General features: G+C 34.0%; 15 protein-coding genes and 1 pseudogene. All 16 read right to left on the bottom strand.

From position 1 onward, the window contains the following. Positions 1-6: 6 nt before the first annotated feature. A complete protein-coding gene (locus HDE68_RS12215; protein ID WP_183882272.1) occupies positions 7-1941 on the bottom strand; it encodes a polysaccharide biosynthesis protein in 1935 nt (644 codons plus the stop codon). Positions 1942-2215: 274 nt separating this feature from the next. Beyond that, on the bottom strand, positions 2216-3808 hold the full coding sequence (locus HDE68_RS12220; protein ID WP_183882274.1) for a hypothetical protein: 1593 nt from the start codon (positions 3806-3808) through the stop codon (positions 2216-2218). Positions 3809-3864: 56 nt separating this feature from the next. Then, positions 3865-4815: an MraY family glycosyltransferase gene (locus HDE68_RS12225; RefSeq protein WP_260171756.1), complete on the bottom strand. Its 951-nt coding sequence runs from the start codon at positions 4813-4815 to the stop codon at positions 3865-3867. 28 nt (positions 4816-4843) lie between these two features. Further along, positions 4844-5740, bottom strand: coding sequence for an NAD-dependent epimerase/dehydratase family protein (locus tag HDE68_RS12230; RefSeq protein ID WP_183882276.1), 897 nt, complete (start codon positions 5738-5740; stop codon positions 4844-4846). Between the two features lie 78 nt (positions 5741-5818). After that, positions 5819-6901 (bottom strand): DUF1972 domain-containing protein, encoded by a 1083-nt coding sequence (locus HDE68_RS12235; protein WP_183882278.1) that lies wholly within the window; start codon positions 6899-6901, stop codon positions 5819-5821. 22 nt (positions 6902-6923) lie between these two features. Beyond that, positions 6924-8039, bottom strand: a complete 1116-nt coding sequence (locus HDE68_RS12240) for a glycosyltransferase family 4 protein (protein WP_221300716.1) — start codon at positions 8037-8039, stop codon at positions 6924-6926. A 34-nt stretch (positions 8040-8073) separates the two neighbouring features. Further along, positions 8074-9342: an O-antigen ligase family protein gene (locus HDE68_RS12245; RefSeq protein ID WP_183882280.1), complete on the bottom strand. Its 1269-nt coding sequence runs from the start codon at positions 9340-9342 to the stop codon at positions 8074-8076. Further along, entirely contained in the window at positions 9339-10535 is a 1197-nt protein-coding gene (locus HDE68_RS12250) for a glycosyltransferase (protein ID WP_183882282.1), read from the bottom strand. Before HDE68_RS12250 ends, HDE68_RS12245 begins: the two co-directional genes overlap by 4 nt. Next, a pseudogene (locus HDE68_RS26700) lies at positions 10532-10702 on the bottom strand (DapH/DapD/GlmU-related protein); the annotation flags it as partial. The gene HDE68_RS12250 and the pseudogene HDE68_RS26700, both read right to left, overlap by 4 nt. A 388-nt stretch (positions 10703-11090) precedes the next feature. Continuing rightward, positions 11091-12203: an N-acetyl sugar amidotransferase gene (locus HDE68_RS12260; RefSeq protein WP_183882286.1), complete on the bottom strand. Its 1113-nt coding sequence runs from the start codon at positions 12201-12203 to the stop codon at positions 11091-11093. A gap of 11 nt (positions 12204-12214) precedes the next feature. Beyond that, positions 12215-12970, bottom strand: a complete 756-nt coding sequence (locus HDE68_RS12265; RefSeq protein ID WP_183882288.1) for an AglZ/HisF2 family acetamidino modification protein — start codon at positions 12968-12970, stop codon at positions 12215-12217. A gap of 9 nt (positions 12971-12979) precedes the next feature. Then, the gene (hisH, locus tag HDE68_RS12270) at positions 12980-13597 is read right to left on the bottom strand and encodes an imidazole glycerol phosphate synthase subunit HisH (RefSeq protein WP_183882289.1); all 618 of its coding nucleotides are present in this window, start codon (positions 13595-13597) and stop codon (positions 12980-12982) included. A 10-nt stretch (positions 13598-13607) separates the two neighbouring features. Then, complete coding sequence (locus HDE68_RS12275) at positions 13608-15005, bottom strand: lipopolysaccharide biosynthesis protein (protein ID WP_183882291.1); 1398 nt, start codon at positions 15003-15005, stop codon at positions 13608-13610. After that, on the bottom strand, positions 15002-16144 hold the full coding sequence (locus HDE68_RS12280) for a glycosyltransferase family 4 protein (RefSeq protein ID WP_221300717.1): 1143 nt from the start codon (positions 16142-16144) through the stop codon (positions 15002-15004). The genes HDE68_RS12275 and HDE68_RS12280 overlap by 4 nt, the downstream gene beginning before the upstream one ends. Beyond that, on the bottom strand, positions 16137-17276 hold the full coding sequence (gene wecB, locus HDE68_RS12285; protein ID WP_183882293.1) for a non-hydrolyzing UDP-N-acetylglucosamine 2-epimerase: 1140 nt from the start codon (positions 17274-17276) through the stop codon (positions 16137-16139). The genes HDE68_RS12280 and wecB overlap by 8 nt, the downstream gene beginning before the upstream one ends. Positions 17277-17363: 87 nt before the next feature. After that, on the bottom strand, positions 17364-17867 hold the full coding sequence (locus HDE68_RS12290) for an acyltransferase (RefSeq protein ID WP_183882295.1): 504 nt from the start codon (positions 17865-17867) through the stop codon (positions 17364-17366).

Genomic DNA, 17867 nt, shown 5'->3' on the forward strand with positions numbered 1-17867 from the left:
CTGGTATTAAGATTTTACATCCAGGTCTTCAAAGATTGAGTTTTTGCTTTTGTATTCTTTAACCAGTTCTTTCATCAAAGTAACAACCTGCAGATCATCACATCTTTTAGCATGTTCGATAAGGGCATAAATCTGAAGCTGGATCTCATCAAATGCATATTCCCTTACTTTACCTATCATAATTTTTTCATGATGTGTAGGCATCGTATTTTCATTATCATTTAATAACTCTTCGAATAGTTTTTCTCCTGGTCTTAATCCTGAATATTCAATTTGAATATCCTGATTAGGCACAAGTCCTGCCAATTGAATCATCTTTTTAGCCAGATCGACAATTTTTACAGATTTACCCATGTCAAAAATGAAGATCTCACCACCATCTCCCATACACCCTGCTTCAAGCACCAGACGGCAGGCTTCGGGTATGGTCATGAAATAACGGGTAATCTCAGGATGGGTCACGGTAACCGGTCCTCCTTTTTCAATTTGCTGTTTGAATCTTGGTATCACTGATCCGTTTGATCCTAATACGTTTCCGAAACGGGTCGTGATAAATTTGGTAATTGGTTTTACATCAAGTTCGTTGATATAACTTAATCCATTACTAAAGATATGGTTATTGTTATGAAGAGAATTGTTAAGTGACTGTACATAGATTTCGGCAATTCTTTTGGAAGCACCCATCACATTGGTAGGGTTTACAGCTTTATCCGTAGAAATCATGACGAATTTCTGTACACCATACTTCACAGCCTTGTCTGCAATTGTTTTTGTACCCAGTACGTTCGTTTTAATGGCCTCACATGGATTATCTTCCATCAGAGGCACATGTTTATAGGCTCCGGCATGGTAGACGTAGTGAGGCTTAAAAGTACTGAATAAGTGCTCCATTCTTTTTTCATCACGTACGTCACCTATAAAGGCATGGAAATTCTGATTCTTTGCAGTTTCAGTCAATTCCAGGTATAATTCGTGTAATGCTGTTTCTGATTGATCACAAAGGATAATCAAACCTACTTCAAATTTAGTCAGCTGACGTACAATCTCACTTCCGATAGAACCTGCTGCTCCGGTAATTAAGATACGCTTGTTTCTAAGCTGATGACCAATTCCTTCAATATCGATGTGAATAGACTTACGGTCCAACAGGTCTTCGATATTTAATTTCTTAATCTGAGTTGGCTGTAATTTCCCATCTGTCCACACATTAGGCGGTGGGATGTTTAATACTTTAATCCCATTTTCAAGACAAACATCTACGATCTGGTTTTTTCTTTCTTTAGGAATGGTATAGGAAGCGAAGATGATTTCATCAAGCTGATGTTCTACAATAAGGTTTACAAGATCCTTAGCATCAAGGATTTTAATCCCGTCAATGGTTTTACCCATTTTACGCTGATCATCGTCTACGAAGGCTATGATATTCTTATTCACATGCGGATCATGGTCAAAAGTTCTTTTAGTAGCTACTCCGGCTTCACCAGCACCGTAAATCATAACTCTAATCTTATCAAGTTTCAGGTTTTTGATATAGATAAAGAAGTATTTGATCAGTACACGGTAGGTTATTAACAGCAGAAAGCTGGATAAACCGTTAATAATAAGAACACTATTTGGGATTATGGGTGAGTTACCAGTGGCTACAAACGACATGTTAACCAGAAAAAATGTACTGTTAATTACAATTACAGCATATAGAATACGGAAAGTATCCTGAGCACTTGTATAGCGGATGATGCCAGAAAATGTTTTGACTTTTAGAAAGACTAGTGTACTGATCACAGTTGTAACCAATACATTTCTACTAAACTCTACATAATCTAACGTAGAGAAGTCAAAATTTCTTTTAATCAGGTAAGCCAATGTTAACGATACAAAACATATCGTTAAATCAAGCGTAAATATTATCCATCTGGGAACTATGTTTATTTGACTGAACAAGATTTTATATTTTAATAATCCACGAATTTAATCAAAAAATCATACCAAGTTAAAATTAACTAACACTCACTATTGAAATGATAAAAGAGATTTGTGACTAATTCGTCATTTACCCCCACAAACAAGTTAAAAACACGATCAAAACTCTATTTAAATTTTCTATTTCATAAAAAACAACTCAAAAAGATAATGTTATTTTATTTTTAAAATTTGCTTTGATTTTGACAGCATGACCTAAAAAATGAACATCTTGCTATCATAGTGTCTGTAAAATCTAAAAATCGCTATACAAATTCCTAAATGAAGACCTTAATCCTATCGTGAAAAACTTTTCTCTATTATCGAATTCACTGTTAGACTCTTTTCTATAAGTAGCACCAAATTCTAAACGAAGATTATTTTTTGGATTAAGTATATAGCCAAGCTTCATGTCAGCATAGAATAAATTTGTTTTTAATCCATGACCTATATTTACTCCATAATCATCAATACGGGTATTATATGACTTATAAATATCTTTACCATAATTAAGACCATTAATATCCAAACCATAGGTAGCCGATGTTAATTGCATTCTAACATCAAACCTTTTATACCGATAATTAGCAATACCTAAGTACTCTGCAAAATTAGCACCATAAGGATGGGCCAAAGATTGATTATAATGACCATAGTTCTTATAATGATCAGTAGCCGAATATGAATAAGGCCTTACTCTGTTAGTTTCAATTTGAAGACTGAGGTTCTTAACTTTAAAAACGTCATACCCTTTAATCCCTAATTGTCCGCCTTGTTTGTTAGCCCAGTATCCTGTGTTGGCAAAAACTTCTTTAAATGTAAACTCATTAATCATTAATTGACCATAAGCCACGTACCTGTCAGCAATCTTATAACTTGCATTAAATCCAAGTAATGCCTTATCAGGAGATCCATTAGCAAATTCAGTTGGTCTCATAAACATCAGTGGATTTACATAGCTGAATTCAAATCCCCTTGGAGTCCACATGATGTTTTCAAAAAGTCCTACACTCAGTCGTTTATTTACATTCCAGCTTAAATAATGAAAAAGGCCGTATTTTTTTGGAAAGGGAGTTTCATCATCAAGTGGTTTATCATATAAATCTATAAATTGAGCCCACATAGCCATGTATCTTACATTTCCTAAGGTTGCAGTAACCTTAAAAAAAGGATAATTCATCGTATTATCAGACAATAATAAAGATCTGTAACCATCTCCAATAAAGTTTTTATCATAACCCAATTGGAAATTCACAAATTTTGATGGAGTATAAGACAAAGTTCCTCCCGAATAAGCATAATCAAATCCATTAGTACCATATTCTTTGGCATAAGCCTGTCCGGGAACTACTCTATTTGATCTGATATAATCAGTCATATAACGTGCAAACCTACCCTGGTTTTCATAAAAATGACTGGTAAATGAAAATTGCTTTCCTATTTTACCTCCCAATTCAACACCTCTGGTATTTAACCATGTCGTGTTACTCCCCTCTCTGCCTATTTGCATATCAGGTAGAAAATCAAGATAAAAAGAATAATCTTTATCCTTGACTTCTACAAGATGCTCCTGAAAAATTTTGCGGAATAACCAGTTTTTCTTCTGCCAGTCCTTTTCTTCTGGCATCAGGCTCTTCAATAAACTATCTTTTCCTGTACTATCAATATCACTAACGACATAAGGCAATAAAGAGGAATGACTCCTTTTAGAATTATTAAAATATATTTCTTTTATAAGTTTGTTATTAAGATCATGACCAATAGGTAATAATTCAGATTGACCATTTGCCTTATTAATGAGGAGCGTAAAAAGGATGAAACAGGTAAATTTAAGTTTGGTACAGTTCATAAGGCAAATATATGTTATTCAAAATAATTAATTCCTGACACTCTAAAAATAGAATATTAATAGCGAGTTATAACCATCATCCGGGGCTTAATTAAAATATAGGCTATAACCAGTGGAACCGTAGTCAGGCAAAATTTAATAGCAAAATTTACTGGCAAAAATATAATGATAGCAATTATCACTAATTGTATTATACCATATATTGATGAAATAAGTAGTTGAGGCCATCTCTGTTCATTTGCCAGAATCTGATAAAAATGTAACCTATGTGCATCAAAAATATTATGCTTTAATTTTAATCTGTGCAGGATAGTCAATACAGAATCAACACCATATACCGATAAAAATAATATATAAGAATAATCTCCTGTCATTAACATCAGCTTTAATAAGAGAAAGATAATCCAAAAGGCTATAGTTACACTTCCAACATCCCCTGCAAAACATTTTGCCTTCTTTCTAAAATTGAAAAATAAAAAAACCAAAGAAGCTAATATTGGCAACCAGATCATGTCCGGATGAATGAAATTAAAAATCTGAAGATTTAAATACTGTAATCCACATAAAACAATAAGACTATAAACTCCTGTAATACCGTTGATTCCGTCCATAAAGTTATAAGCATTAATAATACCTATTACTAAAACATAACCTATTACACTTACCCACCAATCAAATATTTGGAATATGTTTAAGAAAACAAAAAGTAATGTAACTGCTGCCAGATGGAAGATAATTCTAATCTTACCTGATAAAGTGATCCGGTCATCAATAAAACTAATAATTCCAATAATAAACATAGCAATCACAGGTATCCAGAATTCTGTATGTAAAATAACAGCCATTAAAGCAGCGAACAGAAAAATAATGCCCCCACCTCTAATGGTAAGCTCTTTATGAGAACTCCGTTCGTTTGGACGATCTATAATATTATAGCGTTCTGCAACCTTGAAATAAAGAAGCATTACAATAAAAAAGAGAATCACAAATATTAAATATATCATCATTTCACTGTGTATTAACGGTATAGTATAGCTATATTTTGAATGATTTTGCAGTTAATTTCAGGCCTTCTACAGAAGATAGGGGAAGCTTTGAGTTTAAGGCACTAATTATTTTTGTGTTGCTAACAACATAATTTTCTGTAAGCTTTTTTAAACGCTCCGAGTTTAATGGAAGACCTAATTTATCTCCTATACGGGCCATCCAAAAAATTAGACCCGATGAAATATGCCATAACCTGGCTTTCTTGTCCATAGAATCTGCTAAAATAGAAACAACCTCATTTGTTGATAATGCATAATCATCCGCTACATGATATATTCCTACAGGTACATCTTTTTGGTTAATCAATTCAGAAATCAAAAAGCACAAATTGTCTATACTCAAATAAGAACGTCTATTTTCAAAAGCAGCCAAAGGATAAGGAATACCCTTTTGTATAAATTTATAAAGTAAATTTAAATTACCCTTATTTCCAGGACCATGGATCATACAAGGCCTGAGAATATAATAAGATTTGCCAGCAGGTAAAGGCTGTGCCTCAATATACTGTTCAGCCATCAGTTTCGATTTCCCGTAATGAGTTTTAGGATCCGGCGAATGTTGTTCAGTAAGAATTTCATCAATCGAATCTGCGGAAGCTTTTACTGAGCTGATAAAAATAAATCTGTCGGAAGCTGAGATCAAAAACTTATCATAAAGTTCTTTTGTCAATTCGTAATTGATATTATAATAATCCGCGGAAACTGATGTGTTTTTTAAATCATGCGCCTTTCCAGCAAGATGAATAATACAATCATTCGTTTCAAAGACCTCTTTCTGCCATTCACCTCTTAAATTCAGCGCACTAACAGACAGACCTTTCTTTTCTAAAAAGGGCTTTAAATTTAATCCCACAAAACCCGAAGAGCCAGTTAGGTGTATAGTCATTATAATTGTCTTGATCAGTTGAAAATGAAATTTATCAATTAGTGTGCTTGTTATTGAAGGAATTGATATTTTAAGCCTCTATTTAGCAATAACTGAAGCATATTTCTCTGTAATCAGACTCCAGTAATATCTCCTTTTAGCAATTTCCTTCATTTTCTCCCTATAAATAACCGGATCGAATGCCCCTGCTTCATAGTTATTTACTACTGCTTTTAATTCATTTGCAGTTTTAAAATAAACAGCAGAATTCTCAGTTGTTTCTCTATTGTAGTTTACATCAAAAACCACACAGCAAAGTCCAAGGTTCATGGCTTCAACTAAAGAAGGGTTGGTCCCTCCAACACTATGTCCATGGATATATAACCCGCAATTCCCACGTAATTCATCAAGCGTTTTCTGATCATAAATAGGGTCCAGTAAGTTCAAATTAGCATGATTTGCATACTGTGCTCTCAGGTTTTTCCCATAACTACTGAAATTCCAGTTACCAACTAAAATGAATTTCACTTTACTATCTTTAAATGCCTCTAAAATTAAGTCTATGTTGTTTTCAGGTTCTATCCGACAAACTTTGAAAGCATAATTAAGCGCAGTAATACCATAATCTCCGGCTGTTTTCGAACTTAATAAAACAGGAGAAGCATTGTCTCCACCATATTCAATAAGTTCTGCATCTTTATGATAAGTATCTTTAATATATTCCTGTATTACCTTATTATCAGACACAACAACATCAGAATATTTTATTCCGAAACTTTCAGATACCTTCAGAAACCATTTAATTGGCTTACTCCATTTTCCTCTTTTCCACTCCGCACCGTCAGGGTTCAATATAATTTTTTTTCCCGCCAACCTGATAAAAGGTAGAAAAATACATCCTGAAGTACCCAATACAATCAGAACATCATATTTAAAAGCCGCATGTATTAAAGAGACAATATCATATAATACACTTTGCATCCCATTAGCCTTTAATGGAACTATCTTAAGTTGAGCTCCATTATATTCTTTTAAACCCTTTACGGCATCATGAGAACTTGTATATACAATGAATGAGAATTTATCTCTTAAATTTATCGTTAAATGATTTAATAACTGATCCCACCCGCCATATCTCCCAGGCAAGCCGTTTGTTCCAATTATTGCAACTTTCAATTTCATATTATTTTCAGCAGTTATTAGTTTAGTTATTAAAATCAAGAATCATTTTATACCCTGCCAGGGTAGCTTTCGCTGTATTTTCCCAGGTATAATTCTCAATTATTTTCTTCTTCAGTTCTGCATTTGGTGCAGCAGCATAAGCTTTATCGATTGCATTTCTAATAGATTGAACATCATCAGGCTCGCAATAAAAAGCCATATCCTCAAAATAAGCTCTTGTGTCACCCTTGTCTGTAATCACTACGTTAGCGCCCATAATTCCGGCTTCTAATGAAGATAAACCTGGTGTTTCCATCCAGCTTACCAGCGCATGAACTTTACTAAGTTTATAAAGCTGAACAAGTTCTTCCTGAGTAAGATGCTCTATAAATACCACATTATCACCAGCTTCTTCTTTAATAAGGTCGTAATACTTTTGATGATATTTGGCAGCCTTGCCTACTAACACGAGTTTGTAAGGAGATCCTTTCAATGCCTGCACTAATTCAAGCTGACATTTTCTACCTTCAATTCTGGCAGCAGAAAGTACACATCCTTCCAGGTGTGCATATTTTTCACTGATCACAACATCGTCCTTGAATAAGGCAACATCTACAGCATTCGGAACATTCACAAACTTAGGCGACTGCAACTTGAAATCACGAATTATTCTATCCATTTCTGTATTAGAATTTGGCAGAAAGACATCTACATGCTCACAAATCTTCTTTAAGGTCTTGTAATACCCCCGAAACAATACTGATATTGTTCCTAAATGGAATTCATTCCCAAACACTGCACGTGCAATTACTTTTACATATTCAATCTGATAAGGATTTAAATACTTAAAGATCTTTTGTGCTTTACCCCCTCTTGCTTTCTTATCAAACTCAGTATAAAGCCCATAAATAGTTGATAAAGCAACCTTTTTATTCTGCTTTTTAGCATTAAGAACTTGTAATAAAGTTTCCTGCCCCCGCATTAAATTGAAAATATGAACCATGTCATATCCAGATAAATCAGGTTCTAATTCAATTGAAATATCAATTTGAAGCCCCAATTTTTCCAAATACTCTTTGGTTTTATGAAGTTGTATCGTGTCGCCACCTGGTGCCTCAAAAAGGCTTTTTCTAGATTGAAATAAAATTTTTATACTCATTTAATGATTATCCTTTCAACTAATTTAAATTAAATTATGCATTTGCTACAAGCAGTTGTTTCTCAGGCACAGCCTTATAAACATGCTTTTTACTATTTATTAATAATATCATAAATACAACTCCCATTGCGGATAGACCATTATACATGGTATGGCCCGCAACCATAGAGTGCAAGAACAAAGCAATCGTTGTTACACCTAACATTTTATTCTTTCTATATGCTCCGATAATACAATAAAACATCAAGTATAAATAAACCATCATTCCCAAAACGCCATACATAAAGAACGTATCGAAAGAGTCCATTTCCATCATCTTATATTTCATGGTAAAATCTGATGGTAACTCGTAAGATAAAAATGAGCCTGCCCCAAATATAATCCGGAATACTTTCCACCCTGACTGATTAAAGCTATTGAATGCATTATCGATATAGTCCTCTCTAGCACTGAATATAAAGTTCATCCATGACGATTTATTTTCGAACCTAAAAATCACCAGCTCAAATGCTACACTCAGGATATTTATAATCTCTGTATAGAACACGACAAGCACTATAGTTACGATTATGCCTACCAATATCTTGTAATAAACAGGTAGTTTCCCAATGATAAAAGCCAAATTAATCACCAAAAAGATCCCACTCGCTTTAGTTGAAATAAGAAGCAAACAGAATAAATTCAGTAGATAAATAACCTTATGAATACGTCTGTTCAGGTATCCCATTCTGGACCCGTAAAGCATAATCATAGAGCAAACTCCTAACAGTACTCCTAAACCATTTCCAGATGAGAATAATCCGGAAGAGCGAAAGAAACTCTCAGAAATTCCAACTTTTAAGGCAATGACGTCTCCTAAAACAAACGATATGCACAATACTAAAAGAGATTTATAAATAAACTTTATGATGTCTTTTTCAGTATAATTAAGATCTTTAAAAACTTTGTCTAGTGCAAAAAAAACAAACGTTGAAAAAATGAACTTATAGGCGAAAACCACCCCTATCAGATATCCCTGAAGACTTCCATGTGCTATAAAAGATCCACTTTCGATAATAATTAAATATAAAGAAGCGAGTAATAGTATGATGTATCTGCTTTTAGATTTGATCAATAAAATAGATAGACCTATTATCACAAACCTGATCAATTGAGAAGGTGTTCCAAGACCGCCGGACGATGTAGACATCGTTTCTCCACGTACTAAAAATCCTGTAGCACTATCAAATATTGGAACTAGTATGACTATAACAAAAAGAAAAACCTTGTCCAGTATAAGGTGCCTGTTGACACTCCATCTCATTTCATGTTTTCATTTAGCAATTTAAAGAAAGAATTAACATGAGACGAAATAGAGAACGATTGAGAATATTCCCTGGCCTTTGTCCCATTTACAATATACATATCCTTATTGAGTACCAGTTTTGCAAAGTTAGCGGCTAATTCAGCATCATCATTCTCAGGAGAATAGATCATAAAATCAGCATCGGGAAACTGACGAAAAATAGGATTATCGTAAGCTATAATAGCACGGCCGGAACCCATCAATTCCAATAAAGCGTTAGAGACCCCACTACCACCTGCCTCATCATCACTAAACTTTGTTAATGCAACACCACAAAAAATATCGTCCAGATAAGTTAACATCTTTTCATTAGCGACCTTACCAATAAAGTCACAATTCTTTGTCTCTGATGCAAACGTTTCTACCGACTCTTCCCCCCATCCTATAAAAACAAATTTTACTCTGTCTATTAAATCCGGATAGCTTATATTAAATATTCTGATGGCTTCAACAAAATTAAAAATACCTTTATTTTCAAAAAATCTGCCTATAAAAGCAATTTTAACCGGCTCACTTAAAGCAGACAAAGATTTGGAATTTTGATACCGCTCCAGTTTAATGGCATTAGGAATGACAACTGAATTAATATTATAATCTTCCAGATAATTAACCCTGGTATCCCAACCATTAGATATAATTATATCCGCATCTTTCAGGGCCTTCTGTTCCAGCCATAAAATAGATCTTGAAAATATTCTTGACTGATGCGTCTTAATATATTTTTTTAGCGTTGTTCTTAACCAGATAATGTGTTTTGTCTTTTTTCTGAAACAGAGTAATTTTAAAATCACCCAGTCAAAAATCCCACTTGGATAACTTCCAATTGAAATGGTAAACGGGATTACTTCTTGATTAGCTTTTAAGTGTTTAATAGCAAAAGAATGGAATTTATATAAGGTTATAAGATTGCCCAACAACCCTTTTACCTCCATATCAATTTTAAGAGGATGAAGCTTAACAAAATCCAGATCAGCTCCTACAGGATTCTTCAAATACGCCCTTTCATAATGATAAATGTGTATTGTCCCATTATTATACTGATCTCTGTTAAGATTTATTTCTTCCAGAAAAAGATTCAGCCAAGTCTCCACTCCACCACTGCTTGAGTTTAAATCTGAGAATACAATAATTGCTAAATCTATATCTTTCAACCTCTGTGTTTTATTAGTTTTGCTGGATTTCCACCCATAATTGAATAAGGTGCAACATTTTTAGTAACAACTGCACCCGCTGCAATGACTGAACCCTTACCAATAGTTATGCCAGGAAGTATAATTACGTTCTGACAAATCCAGCAATCGTCTTCTATGACTACTGGCTTCTCTGCTGTGGTTCCCTGCTCAAGTATCGGAATATCAATACGGTCAAAAATATGATTCTGAGTCAAAATAACAACGTTTGGTGCCATTAAAACATAATTACCAATGGTAACTTCACCTCTGACCCAGGCATTTCTTCCTACCCCGGAATGATCTCCAAGAGTCAATTTCCTACTAAAGCTTGCCCCTCTTTCTATTGCCACCCCTTTACCACAACTCCGTATGTATAACCTGGCAAAAAAGATTCTTAAACTACCTACTATATTTAATTTATACGGAGGGATTTCAAATAAGTTTTTCACCAGCATATAACACGCGTAGCCAAATAGCGAAATAATTGAATGCCTGTTGTTCTGCTTCTCCGATGACATATTTATAATCAAAAAATTAACTCATTTTTTTCTTACCCATCAACTTAAGCCAGAGTTGAATAATCCATTCATCACTTTTATAGTCTAAATGGGATTTAGGCTTTTCATTCATCATCTTCTCAAATTCATCTTCCGTAAACCCTAATTTCTTAGTTACATACTGACGGTCCCTTTTTAGTTCCTGAGGATCATAAAGTGGCTTCCCTAATTCAATCAACGCTTCGTCTCTTGTGATTTCACCACTTCTGATCAATGATGACAAATGTACTTTACGCTTATCCACATTAAATTTAAATGGTAAGATATAGGCCTGATAAAACCTGGTAAATACGGACTCGTAGTGCTTACCACCATAATATTCCCATCCAAACTCCGAAGCTAAAGTTTTCATTGCTTCCTTTTTTGAATAGTTTATATTATTAAGGATTTCCACATATTTCCCACCCCATCCTAACATCTTTTTTATCTTGAAACCTAAAGAGCTAAGTGTAGGGAACTCTTTAAGTGGAACAGACCCGAATTTTTTGTGAATATCTTTGATGTTTACAAGATCTTGTTTTCTCCAAAGCCACGCATTAGGCATTCCGTTTTCCGTTCTTATGTTTACGCCAGACAAAACATATTTTATGTTATGTTTTTTTCTTAAGTTAAACATCGTCGCCATAATAGCATGGTCTGTTAACATCTCAATATCCAGGACCCCGGCTTTAAAAAATGCACGCTGCAAATCTTTAAACTCTGGCCAGTTGATGACATATGTTTCCAAATCGAACCCGCATTTATCAACTATCTTTTTAATATTTGATACTGCAATTTCAGAATTCCAGCCATTATCAAAATGTACACAGAGAGGATTCAATCCACTTTTATGAGCTAGATAAGCAACATATGAGCTATCAACACCTCCACTCAGACCAATAACAGAATCATACTTAGTATTGCTTCCTTCTTTAATCTCTTTGATAATCCGTTCCAGGTTAGTTACTTCCTGCTCTTTACTAAAATGGTATAAAGGCAGTACATTTTCCAGGTAACGACAATAATTACATACTCCCTCCTGATCAAAAACAATCTCAGGATCTGTGGTATCCATTACACAGCATGTACAAACAACTTCACTCTTATTCATGAATTCTATCTTTAAATAATCTCTTTTAGTTCTTTTTGGGTAGGATATGATATTAATACTGCTCTGTGCGGGCCTTGAAATATAAAAAGACTTCCAACTGCAACAGCAGAAGCTCCTGCATTTGCAGCCAGACTTATATCTGATAACTTTGATGCACCGCCACAAACAATTACCGGAATATTTACAGCTGAGGTTACGCTTTTGATAATGTCCAGATCAAAACCTGAATAAGTTCCTTCTCTATCCACATTATTGACAAATATTTCTCCGGCCCCCATTTCCTCAATTGCCTTAACATAGTCAATTACAGCAATATCAGTAAGTTTCCCCTTGACATGATCATAAACAAGATACTTACCCCAGAAGTTCTTTTTAATATCAACAGCACATACAATAGTTGAAGATCCAAAATATTGTACCGCCTTCCTTATAAAATCAGGGTCTTCTAAAGTTTTATGATTAATAACAACCTTTTCAACACCTATTTTTAATAAATATTCAATTTGTTCTAAAGATTTTATACCTCCCCCATATGCCAGGGGCATAAAACATTCAGAGGCTAAATCTTTTATAATTTCCCAATTGGGTTCTCCATTGTTTTTTGAAACATCAATATCAATGAATATTAACTCATCTACTTCTTTCTTATTAAAGATCTTAACTGCATTAATTGAATCCCCCACATACTTGGAGTCTTTAAATTTCTGGGTTTTGACCAACCCCTCATCTCTTAATAATAAACACGGTATAACTCTCGTTTTTAACATCAGATCAATTTAAAGAGTTGCAAAATTATTTAATAAACTAAATCCAAACTTATGACTTTTCTCCGGATGGAACTGAACTCCAAAGATATTATCATTTTGAAATGCTGCACAAAATGGTATTCCATAATTACAGGAGAAAATACAGTCTTTAGCATTCTCAACTTCAATATAATAAGAATGGACAAAGTAATATTTTATTTCCTCAAGTTCCAATAAACCATGATGAAGAACAGATGAGGTAAAAGGAGTAACGGTGTTCCAGCCCATATGCGGGATTTTAAGTCCGGAATCAGGCTCAAACTTGAATTTCTTAGCCTTTGCATCAATCCATCCTAATCCCTTTGTCTGACCTTCATCACTATATTTTGTCATTAATTGCATTCCTAAACAAATTCCAAGTACGGGCATCTTTTCTACCAGTACTTTTTCATTTAGCAGATCAAGCCAGCCATTATCTGTTAAAGAATTCATTCCAGTATCAAATGCCCCAACGCCAGGTAAAATAAGCTTTGATACCTGATTTAAATAAGATGGATTATCGATAATCATTGAGTCATGCCCCAGGTAACTCAACATATTTTTTATTGAGCCTAAGTTTCCAAGGCCGTAATTTATTATTCCAATCATATAAATGGGTCTATATCGTCCTTATTGATTTAAGATCAGTTATGTACATCCTCAATAATACAGCGATACTAATAATAGAGAGCAGATATAAATTATTATTATTAGTAAATACAGTCAAGATTACTGGTATTAAGATTAATATAAATGCAAAAATAAACCTTTTTATATCAAAGTGGATGTAATAGTTTTTAATTCCAAAAAAAGTTCTGCAGCAGAAGAACACGATGTACCCAACAAACATAGCCATGGCTGCGCCTTTAGCTCCCCATACAGGAGTGAGAAGATATGCAATAATTATATTCGCAATTACTGAAAATATGATTACATAAAGATGCTGAACAGTTTTAGCTTTATAGTTTACGCCAACAACAGTTACTTCAGAAAGGGTATATAACATGGGAATAAAAAGTAATATCGGGAATACGGTTAAAATTCCATCATAAGTTGCAGGCAATAAAAGAAGAATAACCTTCTGGAATAATATGAGCCCAAGAATCAAGCCCCCAAAAACCAATACCAATACATTGAAAATAGTAGAATAAATTTTTGTGTCCTCTGGATGGTTATTATACTTTTCTAATGAAAAAGGGAGCCAGAATGCTGTAAAGCCAGATTGAATAATATTTAAACTAAAGGCTATTTTTGCAGCTGTCGCGTACAACCCAATTTGCGTAAAATCACTGTATATCCTTAAAAAAGTCCTGTCAGCTCCCTGAAATACCCAATCCAGTAAAAATGTTGGCACAAAAGGCAAACTATAAATTAGAATTGTCCTTATCTTTTTCTTATCAATGATAAGAACTCCACCCAAGGCAGAAAACCATATTTTATAATTATAAAATATGGTTATTATTAACCCGATCACCTGAGAAAATACAAGTCCGAATATTACTGCACTAAAATCCCTTGTTACATATTTTGCATATCCAATTACAAATACAAAGTTTAGTATGGCCTGGGAAATTTGGATAACAGAATATTTTAATGCGTTAGATTGCATTCTGATCATCGCTACCCCAAGCTGCAATAACACACCGGTAATTATAGTAACAGACAATAAGTGGATTAATCCAGAATGATCTATATTACCAAATAGGAGTGTTGAAAATTGACCTCTGAATAATTCTAAAATCGCAATTACAAGTCCCCCCATAACAATGACGGGAAGCAATGCAGCCCTTAATAATTTAACTGGAGAAGGGTCCTCATTGTAATATCTCGCAAATCCCTGATCTGCTCCTAACAGAATGACATTAAATACGAGTTTGTAAGCTAAAATAAACATGGAAGCTTTACCAAAATCATCTGGTGTAATGTACCACGCCATTATAGGCGTACTAATAAGCGATAAAACCGCCTGTATCCAGACTCCTATAGAGAATTTGGCAAAGGATTTAATTAACTTCATTTAGCAATAGTATTTACCAAAAGATTTATTTCCTTTTCAACTACAAACTTATGTCCGGACTTAATTTTAATTCGTTCAGAAGCTTGTGCAGAAATCTTTTTATATAGCTCATAATCAAGCGCAAGCTGCTCAATTGAATTGGCAATTTCTTCAGCATTATTTGTTAACATCCCACTTGTCAGATGTTCTACGAATTCAGGAATCGCTGTATTATCAGATGTTATAGGGATTAAACCACTGGACATAGCTTCGCACATGGAAACCCCCTGAGCATCCTGCCTTGTAGGACATAAGAAAATTCCATATTGTTTATGCACAGTAGGAATATCTTTATTTGAGATATAATGATTGTGAAGATGAACATTACTAAAGTCCTTCAACGGATCGGTCAGCTTATTGAAAAGCTTCCCCTTCCCATAAAGGTCAAATGTCAGTTCCTGAAATATTTTTTTACGGCTTAAGAGAAGGATTGCTTCAGCAGCAATATCATTCGCATATTTATTGGTTTGAAAAGATCGGATCAGGAGAACCTTTTTCGACTGTTCTTCAGTCTTGGGAACATAATTAAAAAGATCCGTATCAATTGGGTTTGGAATTACATCAAAGTAATTAATTTTAGAAAAGGTATCTGTCTCTGTAATTCTTTTCATCCAGGCAGAGACAAAAATAAATTTGATGTCCCCCGTTTTATTAGAATGGTTAATAATCCTTCTCAAATGATAAAGCTGAAACATATTTTTAACTGCAAATATGCCAAAGCTTTTAATCGTCTTAAGCCCATAATTATATAACCGTCTGTACCACCCAAGCGCTTCCTCACCATGCACCCAAATAATAACAGGAATTTTATTGTCTTTTAAAAAAGCATCATAAAGCCATCCCCCTACAAAATGAATTCCAATTATATCTGGCTTATTCATTTTAATTGCATTTACATACTCGGTTTTACTGGAATAATTAAAAACACTAATACCATCAAAAACATAATTTGTAGTGGCATCCATAGGCCTGTAACCTAAAACAACTACATCAAATACCTCTTGATAATATTTTAATCTCGAATGTACAAATACATCCCCATATGGATTCTCATCACTGGGGTAATTACTATTTAAGATAACTAACCTGGGTTTAACCATTGCTATTTTTCGACGCTCTATTTAAAACAAATTCTACGATTCTTTTCACTGCATGACCATCGCCATATGGATTATGTAGCATTGACATTTCCTCATAGCTCTTTTTGTCCTGAAGCAATCTTTTAGACTCTTCAAATATTTTATTCGTTTCAGTACCCACTAGTAATACTGTTCCTGCGCTAACAGCTTCTGGTCTCTCAGTTGTATCACGCATAACAAGTACAGGCTTCCCTAAACTTGGTGCTTCTTCTTGTATACCACCACTATCTGTTAAAATTATCTTTGACTTATTCATTAACCATAGAAATGTAGGATATGAAAGTGGTTTAATCAATTTGATATTCTCATTATTTGATAGTTTTTCAAATACAACATCCTTAACATTAGGATTCAGGTGAACCGGATAAACAATTTCTACATTGTCTAATTTACTAATCATTTCCAGTGCCTTACATATATTCAGGAATCCATCTCCATGATTTTCTCTTCTATGCCCTGTAACCAGAACAATATCTTTTTCAAATGAAAGTGTCCCTTTTAATTCTTCAATTTCCTCGTTGCTGTAAGCACTATTTACTTTCAACATACTTTCCAGTAAAGAATCAATTACCGTATTACCGGTTACAATGATATCTTCTGCTTTAACTCCTTCTGATAATAAATTTTGCTGAGCAATTTGAGTAGGTGCAAAATGATAATTAGCTATTACACCTGTAATCTTTCTATTAATTTCTTCCGGGAAAGGAGAATATTTATTAAATGTTCTTAATCCTGCCTCAACGTGACAAACTTCTGCTCCGGAATAGAACCCTGCTAAGCTGGCTGCCATTGTAGTTGTTGTATCACCATGAACAAATACATATTGAGGAGAAAAATCATCAAGAATAGGTTTCAATCCTTCTATCACTGCAGCAGTCAAACTATGAAGGGTTTGATTAGCTTTCATAATATTAAGATCATAATCTGGAATAATACTAAAAAAATCCAAAACCTGATCTAACATTTCGCGGTGCTGAGCTGTTACGCAAACCTTTACATTAAAAAGGGCTTCTTTCTTTAAGGCATTTACAAGAGGTGCCATTTTTATAGCTTCAGGTCTAGTTCCAAAAACTATTAATATATTATTTTTCATTCAAATTTGATTTTAAGTCTTTTAAAGTCAATACAAAAAATCCGTATTTAACTTCTACAGACCCAGAGTGATACTATTTATAACAAATTATAACTTATTTTTTTTAATTAATTTTGCTGGTACTCCGGCAAAAACACAGTTATCAGGCACATCTTTGGTTACGACACTATTGGCACCGATGGTTACATGATTTCCAATAGTTATACCTTCTCTGATAAAAACATTATCACCAATCCATGCGTGATCTCCAATAATTATGTCCTTTTCCAGCTCTTCACCTATTTCCGAAAGAGGTCCTGTTGGTTTTTCTTTATTGTGGGTTTTACTTTTTATACTCACATTATAACCAATTGCGCACCACTTTCCAATGATTATTCTGGATACTTTGCCAGCATGGAGATGCCCACCGTTCATATAACTTCCTTCTCCAACTGATACATTATGAATATTGATTATCTGTACGGCCGGAGTGATGTTATTTCCATCCAGACCAAAGCTGCTTAGATATTGTCGCCTTATCCTTTCAATCCTTTTCTCATGCTGCTTAACAATAAAAGAAGCTATTGTACTTAATAAGCGAATTTCTATCAT

The sequence above is a fragment of the Pedobacter cryoconitis genome (assembly GCF_014200605.1).
In the GTDB taxonomy this organism is placed as follows: Bacteria; Bacteroidota; Bacteroidia; order Sphingobacteriales; family Sphingobacteriaceae; genus Pedobacter; species Pedobacter cryoconitis_B.

Coding starts and splice junctions, on each gene's coding strand:
- HDE68_RS12240 (WP_221300716.1), bottom strand. CDS start 8,039: ATGAGTATAAAAATTTTATTTCAATCTAGAAAAAGCCTTTTTGAGGCA.
- HDE68_RS12290 (WP_183882295.1), bottom strand. CDS start 17,867: ATGATAGAAATTCGCTTATTAAGTACAATAGCTTCTTTTATTGTTAAG.
- HDE68_RS12225 (WP_260171756.1), bottom strand. CDS start 4,815: ATGATGATATATTTAATATTTGTGATTCTCTTTTTTATTGTAATGCTT.
- HDE68_RS12230 (WP_183882276.1), bottom strand. CDS start 5,740: ATGACTATACACCTAACTGGCTCTTCGGGTTTTGTGGGATTAAATTTA.
- HDE68_RS12280 (WP_221300717.1), bottom strand. CDS start 16,144: ATGGTTAAACCCAGGTTAGTTATCTTAAATAGTAATTACCCCAGTGAT.
- hisH (WP_183882289.1), bottom strand. CDS start 13,597: ATGATTGGAATAATAAATTACGGCCTTGGAAACTTAGGCTCAATAAAA.
- wecB (WP_183882293.1), bottom strand. CDS start 17,276: ATGAAAAATAATATATTAATAGTTTTTGGAACTAGACCTGAAGCTATA.
- HDE68_RS12235 (WP_183882278.1), bottom strand. CDS start 6,901: ATGAAATTGAAAGTTGCAATAATTGGAACAAACGGCTTGCCTGGGAGA.
- HDE68_RS12265 (WP_183882288.1), bottom strand. CDS start 12,970: ATGTTAAAAACGAGAGTTATACCGTGTTTATTATTAAGAGATGAGGGG.
- HDE68_RS12220 (WP_183882274.1), bottom strand. CDS start 3,808: ATGAACTGTACCAAACTTAAATTTACCTGTTTCATCCTTTTTACGCTC.
- HDE68_RS12275 (WP_183882291.1), bottom strand. CDS start 15,005: ATGAAGTTAATTAAATCCTTTGCCAAATTCTCTATAGGAGTCTGGATA.
- HDE68_RS12260 (WP_183882286.1), bottom strand. CDS start 12,203: ATGAATAAGAGTGAAGTTGTTTGTACATGCTGTGTAATGGATACCACA.
- HDE68_RS12245 (WP_183882280.1), bottom strand. CDS start 9,342: ATGAGATGGAGTGTCAACAGGCACCTTATACTGGACAAGGTTTTTCTT.